This window comes from Okeania sp. SIO2B9 (assembly GCF_010672505.1).
In the GTDB taxonomy this organism is placed as follows: Bacteria; Cyanobacteriota; Cyanobacteriia; order Cyanobacteriales; family Microcoleaceae; genus Okeania; species Okeania hirsuta.
In genome coordinates this window covers 1-5,366 of the sequence record NZ_JAAHGK010000019.1, presented here as the reverse complement: position 1 = coordinate 5,366, position 5,366 = coordinate 1, and the positions used below count along the sequence as shown (strand labels likewise).

Genomic DNA, 5,366 nt, shown 5'->3' with positions numbered 1-5,366 from the left:
TCGCGGCCGGGCTGGTCGAGCCGGACGCCGGCGCGCGCTTCGTCCAGCCGGGGCGGCGCGTCGCCTATATGGAGCTTTATGAACAACAAAATAAGTTAAATTTAGCTAACAGTATTAAACAAGCATTTCAAGTATAGCTGGTCACTACAAATACGAGGCATTTTTAACCAACTTGCCCATAAATGATAGTTGGGCAGAGAAATGTCGAGTATGAAAAATTAACTCCTTACACCTCTAAGAATAGAGAATATACCCATAAATAGTTATTTTAGGTTAAGAAAAATTAGATATTTTGCTTCTCTGCCCATTGTTTCAACTCTTCTAAAAAAGAAAGTGTTGTTTTCCCAAAATCAGTGATTTCGTAGGTTACAGCAAAAGGTCTTGTACTAATTACCTCACGCTTAACCAAACCATCATTCTCCATCTCTCTTAGCCTTTGAGTTACCATCTTTTTGCTTGCTCCGCCGAGTTGACGAGCTAAATCCCCAAAACGTACGGGTTTATCCTTGAGATGCCAAAGAATAGATCCTTTCCATTTTCCACCTATAAGCCTCATTCCGCGTTCAATTGGACAGGGTGTAATACAAGGTTCAATTGCCTGCTTGCGACCTAGATTGTCGGTTTCAATTTCAATCTTATAACTCATTTCCCACCTGGTTACTAAAAGTATACTAGTTGACTATAGTAACTTAATTTTGTATCTTTCAATTATGGCAGTGAGAAATACCAAATAAATCAAGGCAAACTAATGAAAACTCTGCTCTTAATTTTAGGTAAAGAAACTAACGAATTTGCTAAAGGTAACTATAATCAAAGTCTTTTTGAGATAGCAGTAGAAACTTTAAAAGCTCGTTATAACATTTTGACTACTATTGTTGAAGAAGGCTACGATGTTCCAGAAGAAATCGCCAAGTTCAAACAAGCTGATGCAGTAATCTTTCAATATCCAGTTTACTGGTTCATGATGCCATCAACCTTAAAACGATACCTAGATGATGTTTATGCTTATGGTGAGTTTTTTGCGTTTAGTGGTGGTGAATATGGATCGGGTGGACTGATGAAAGGTAAAAAGTTTATGCTCTCTACTACCTGGAATGCACCCATCGAAGTCTTCAATAATAAGAATCCGAATAGCTTTTTTGAAGGGCGATCGGCAGAAGAAGTATTGCTACCAATGCGTAAATCTCAGGAATATTGTGGTTTAGAGGAGTTACCTCATTTTTCTTGCCACAACATTATTAAAAATCCTCAATTTGAGTCCGATCAAGAGCGGTATATTCTTCATTTAACTAAAGTTTTTCTCGATTTCAATCCTTTTATAAACGCAGACACTCAACAAGTAGCATCTATAGTCAGTAATCCTGGTTAATGCTCGATTTATCCTCGAAAAAACACTATTGCAGGATGGCGGAAATAACTGACCAGTTACAAAATCCGGCGTTGGTAAGTTAAGCTATGATTCGGAAATAACTGACCAGTTACAAAATCCGGCGTTGGTAAGTTAAGCTATGATATTAATCTTAATTACTTAGGAGTCAGGAGTCAGGAGGAAAGAAAGAAGAAGAAATAAGGAATAGAAGGAGAAAGTTTTTTGTTTGCGCTCTTATCCGGACAATATATCATACCTCTTTTCACCAACGCCCAAAATCCTAAAACAATTACAAATCAATACTTTTGACTTTTGAATTTTAACTTCCGCGTAGCGGCACTATTAATTTAAAACTGAGAAAAGATCGTGACCAAACAACCAGATATTCATCTTTATACAGCTTCTACTATGAACGGATGGAAGCCAGTAATTTTTCTTGAAGAAGCTGAAGTTGAGTATGACATGACCTATATTGACTTTTCTAAAAAGGAACAAAAGTCAGATTGGTACATGAAGCTCAACCCAAACGGACGTATTCCAACGATCGTAGACCGGAGTAATGACGATTTTGCTGTTTTTGAGTCGGGTGCAATTCTCTGGTATTTGGCGGAAAAATATCAAAAGTTTCTCCCTCAAAATGAAAAAGCTCGCTCTCAAACACTTCAATGGTTAATGTTTCAAATGGGTGGCATCGGACCAATGATGGGACAGGCGATGTATTTTCAAAGGATTGCCGAACCACAGGGACATCGAGATGAGTTTGCTATAGAGCGATATGTAAAAGAGTCGCGCAGGTTACTGGAAGTATTGGATAAACAACTTGAAGGTAAAACCTTCTTGGTGGGAGATGAATTTACGATCGCCGATATCGCTACTTATCCTTGGGCGAGATCCTACTACTGGGCAAAGGTTTCTGTAGACGGACTGAACAATCTTCAAGCTTGGTTTGACCGTATTGACGAACGACCTGCGACCCAAAGAGCTTTAGAAAAACCCAAACCCGTACCTGAGTTTTTTGGTCGGGGTGATGTTGATACTGCCCAAGCTGCCAATGCAGCTAGATTTAAGGATAACTGATGCACCAACTCCAATCCTAGTAACCAATAGAAAATTAGAGACAAAGAGTAAAGATAATGAGCGAAAAACTATACACTGTTGCCGTATTGAAGGCTCAACAGGGAAAGTTTGACGAGCTAGTTGCGGTTCTAGAAGAGCTAGCAAGACAGAGTCGCCAGGAAACAGGGGCGTTGCAATATGGGTTTTATCGTAACCAAGAAGATCCTAACACCATACTATCTTTTGAAGAGTGGCAAGATACGGATGTTGAATCTGCACATTGGGAAACACCCCATCTTACTTCAGCGGTTGAAAAATTCAAGGACATTTTGGATGGCGAACCGATCGTCTATAAAGGTCATCAAATCATCTAAGTTTGTTTCATAAATCAAAGTATTTTTTCCAAGAAAGGAGATTTCTCATGAGTAAGACAATTTTAATGACGGGTGCAGGTTCGGGATTCGGTAAAGGTACGGTGCTGGGGTTGGCAAAAAAAGGTCATAAGGTAATTGCTACCTGTGAAAACTGGCCTCAAGTCACTGAACTCAAAGCAGCAGCAGAACAAGAAGGTGTGGAAATTGAAGTCGCTAAGATGGATCTGCTGAATAAAGAGGAACGCGAATTTGTGTTTGAGAAATATGCCGACGATATCGACATTTTAGCTCCCAACGCAGCTACTGGTGAAACGGGTCCAATCGCTGAAATTCCTGTCGATCGAGTACGTCGCGTATTTGAGGTGAATGTATTCTGCACGCTAGAATTTATTCAGCCCTTCGCTCGTCATTTTGTCAAAAAAGGCAAGGGAAAAATTATCTTTACTTCTTCGATTGCAGGGTTTTCCACCTTCCCATTTCTCGCACCCTATTGCGCATCCAAACACGCCCTCGAAGCAATTGTGCAGTTGATGCGTGAGGAAATGGAAGGTACTGGAGTACAGATTGCAACTATTAACCCCGGTCCATTTCGTACTGGCTTTAATGATCGTATGTACGACACCCTCGACCAGTGGTACGACCCCGAACGAAACTTCACCTCAGAGAAGCCAGTTCGCGATACACAGCAACTATTTGCGGGGGAAGATTTGCAACTCGACCCTCAAGGAATGATTGACTTCATGATCGAGACTATTCCTCAAGACCATCATAAATTTCGCAATGTTTATCCTCCGCGTTTTATTGAGGATGTTAAGAAGTATCAGGAAAGCTTGTGGGATATTAAGGTTTAATATCATGTCTGGTTAAACAGTTATAAATAAATGATAGAGTCCTCAGGAGTCAACCCACCCCTCGCCCCTCCCCCTCCCAGGAGGGGAAGTCAGGAGTCAGGAGGGAAGAAAGAATAAAGAGGAGGAAAAGGAGAAAGTTTTTTTATCACTAATTATCCGGACATGATATTACTACTTTAGTTAACTTTTATCGTCGAAAAATTTGTGTTTTCAACCTTTATTCTCAGTTTAATACCAATTTGATAAATGTTTGCTACAAATCCTGGAACTGTTTCTAGTAGTCAATAGTCAGTAGTCAGTAGAAAGAGCTGTTATTATCATTTTTGACCCTGAAATAATTCTATTCTGCTAAATATATATCTGACTTTAACCATTTTTGTTGACCAAACTATTCGTAACATTCTTTTTTCAAAATGGTATAATTTATTGCTTAAAGTGGTTCCCTAATTTTATATTTAACTTCCTCATTTATTCCACCTATCAAGCAATCAACATAAACATTACTCCTTCTACCTGGTGTACCATCAACTTCTGACCAATTCACTGTTTCTCTTCTAATACGAATCTCGCTAAAATTTTTATCAGTATAGTCATACATACATTCTCCTTCAACTGTCAATATATAATTCTGTCTTTCGTTTTCTTTTGTACTTTTAAAATCTGATAAATGATACTTTAGCTCAAACTCTATAGCTAGTTTCTTTGTAGCCTCTGTAATAAATGCTGAAAATGAAGATAAATCTTGAGATAATTCTACTATTTCAAAACCTATCTCTCGATCCAAGCGAGGAATTCTTTCTTTATCTATTCCCAGAATAATATTTGTTTTATCCAATTCTGGTACATTAGATTTAAGCCGATCTAAACATGATTTTAAATCTTTATATATAAACACTTCTTGACCTAAAGTTTTGCACTCTTCATAGAGATTCTTAGCAAGACGACTATAGTTTTCATTTCTATTCTCAAAAAAACCTTTATCTTGAGTTACAAAATGAACTTCGTAATTTTCTTTTAGTAGAGAAAGAATTGCTTCCCAAATAGCAGAATCTTTAAATTGTTGATTTTTTCCATTAGGTGGTGTTCTTTCATCTACCCGCTGAAGTGCTGACTTAGCCTGTTCAAAAGTAAACGGTACTCTTTTAATCCACGGCTCAATTTCTTTCATTCTGCTTTCTATAGCATCTTTAATTTTACTTTCGTCTGGTACTTGGTAATTAGAGCGTTTTCCCATGATAATTTCAATTTTTTTTAAATTAGAGTTAATTTGTTCAACAGCTTTACATCCATCTTTAATTGTATGTTTTAAGACTTCATTTTCTATAACTTCTGGTAATCCAAGATAGCCATTATTTTGTTTGAGACAATAAAGTAATGCTCCTCCTAAAGGCGTTTTTAGTAAAATATTAGAATCTTGTATCCATGTATTAGTATCAATTACCACACAGAGTTTTTTTGAATTCTCTTCCATTCTTATAAAATGTGTAATTAACTTGTTATTTGTACTGATTTATATGACTATGCTTGATGCTTTTGAAGATATTCTCCCCAGAGCTTATTATCAATGTCAATTTTTAGCAATTGTCTAATAGTCTGTAATGATTAAGAACTTTTAGTTAACTCTTTTAATGAAGTATTTTAACTGTTTAAATTCATTGAAATTACCTTTTTTATGGGAGCATATAAAAATTAAAACGGAATTTCTTCATCAAAATC

General features: G+C 37.2%; 6 protein-coding genes. 4 read left to right on the top strand and 2 right to left on the bottom strand.

Features of this window, described 5'->3' with window-relative positions:
• Window positions 1-283: 283 nt before the first annotated feature.
• Entirely contained in the window at window positions 284-646 is a 363-nt protein-coding gene (locus F6K13_RS01735) for a helix-turn-helix domain-containing protein (RefSeq protein WP_124147774.1), read from the bottom strand.
• Window positions 647-748: 102 nt separating this feature from the next.
• Here F6K13_RS01735 and F6K13_RS01730 point away from each other — a divergent pair, with 102 nt between their 5' ends.
• From F6K13_RS01730 to F6K13_RS01715, 4 genes are all read left to right on the top strand, one after another.
• Window positions 749-1,369, top strand: a complete 621-nt coding sequence (locus tag F6K13_RS01730; protein ID WP_124147775.1) for an NAD(P)H-dependent oxidoreductase — start codon at window positions 749-751, stop codon at window positions 1,367-1,369.
• A gap of 366 nt (window positions 1,370-1,735) precedes the next feature.
• Entirely contained in the window at window positions 1,736-2,446 is a 711-nt protein-coding gene (locus tag F6K13_RS01725) for a glutathione S-transferase family protein (RefSeq protein ID WP_124147776.1), read from the top strand.
• A 56-nt stretch (window positions 2,447-2,502) separates the two neighbouring features.
• On the top strand, window positions 2,503-2,799 hold the full coding sequence (locus tag F6K13_RS01720; RefSeq protein WP_124147777.1) for a putative quinol monooxygenase: 297 nt from the start codon (window positions 2,503-2,505) through the stop codon (window positions 2,797-2,799).
• Window positions 2,800-2,846: 47 nt separating this feature from the next.
• A complete protein-coding gene (locus F6K13_RS01715; protein ID WP_124147778.1) occupies window positions 2,847-3,650 on the top strand; it encodes an SDR family oxidoreductase in 804 nt (267 codons plus the stop codon).
• A gap of 430 nt (window positions 3,651-4,080) precedes the next feature.
• Here F6K13_RS01715 and F6K13_RS01710 read toward each other — a convergent pair whose 3' ends face one another.
• A complete protein-coding gene (locus F6K13_RS01710) occupies window positions 4,081-5,121 on the bottom strand; it encodes a PIN domain-containing protein (RefSeq protein ID WP_124147779.1) in 1,041 nt (346 codons plus the stop codon).
• Between the last annotated feature and the right edge of the window lie 245 nt (window positions 5,122-5,366).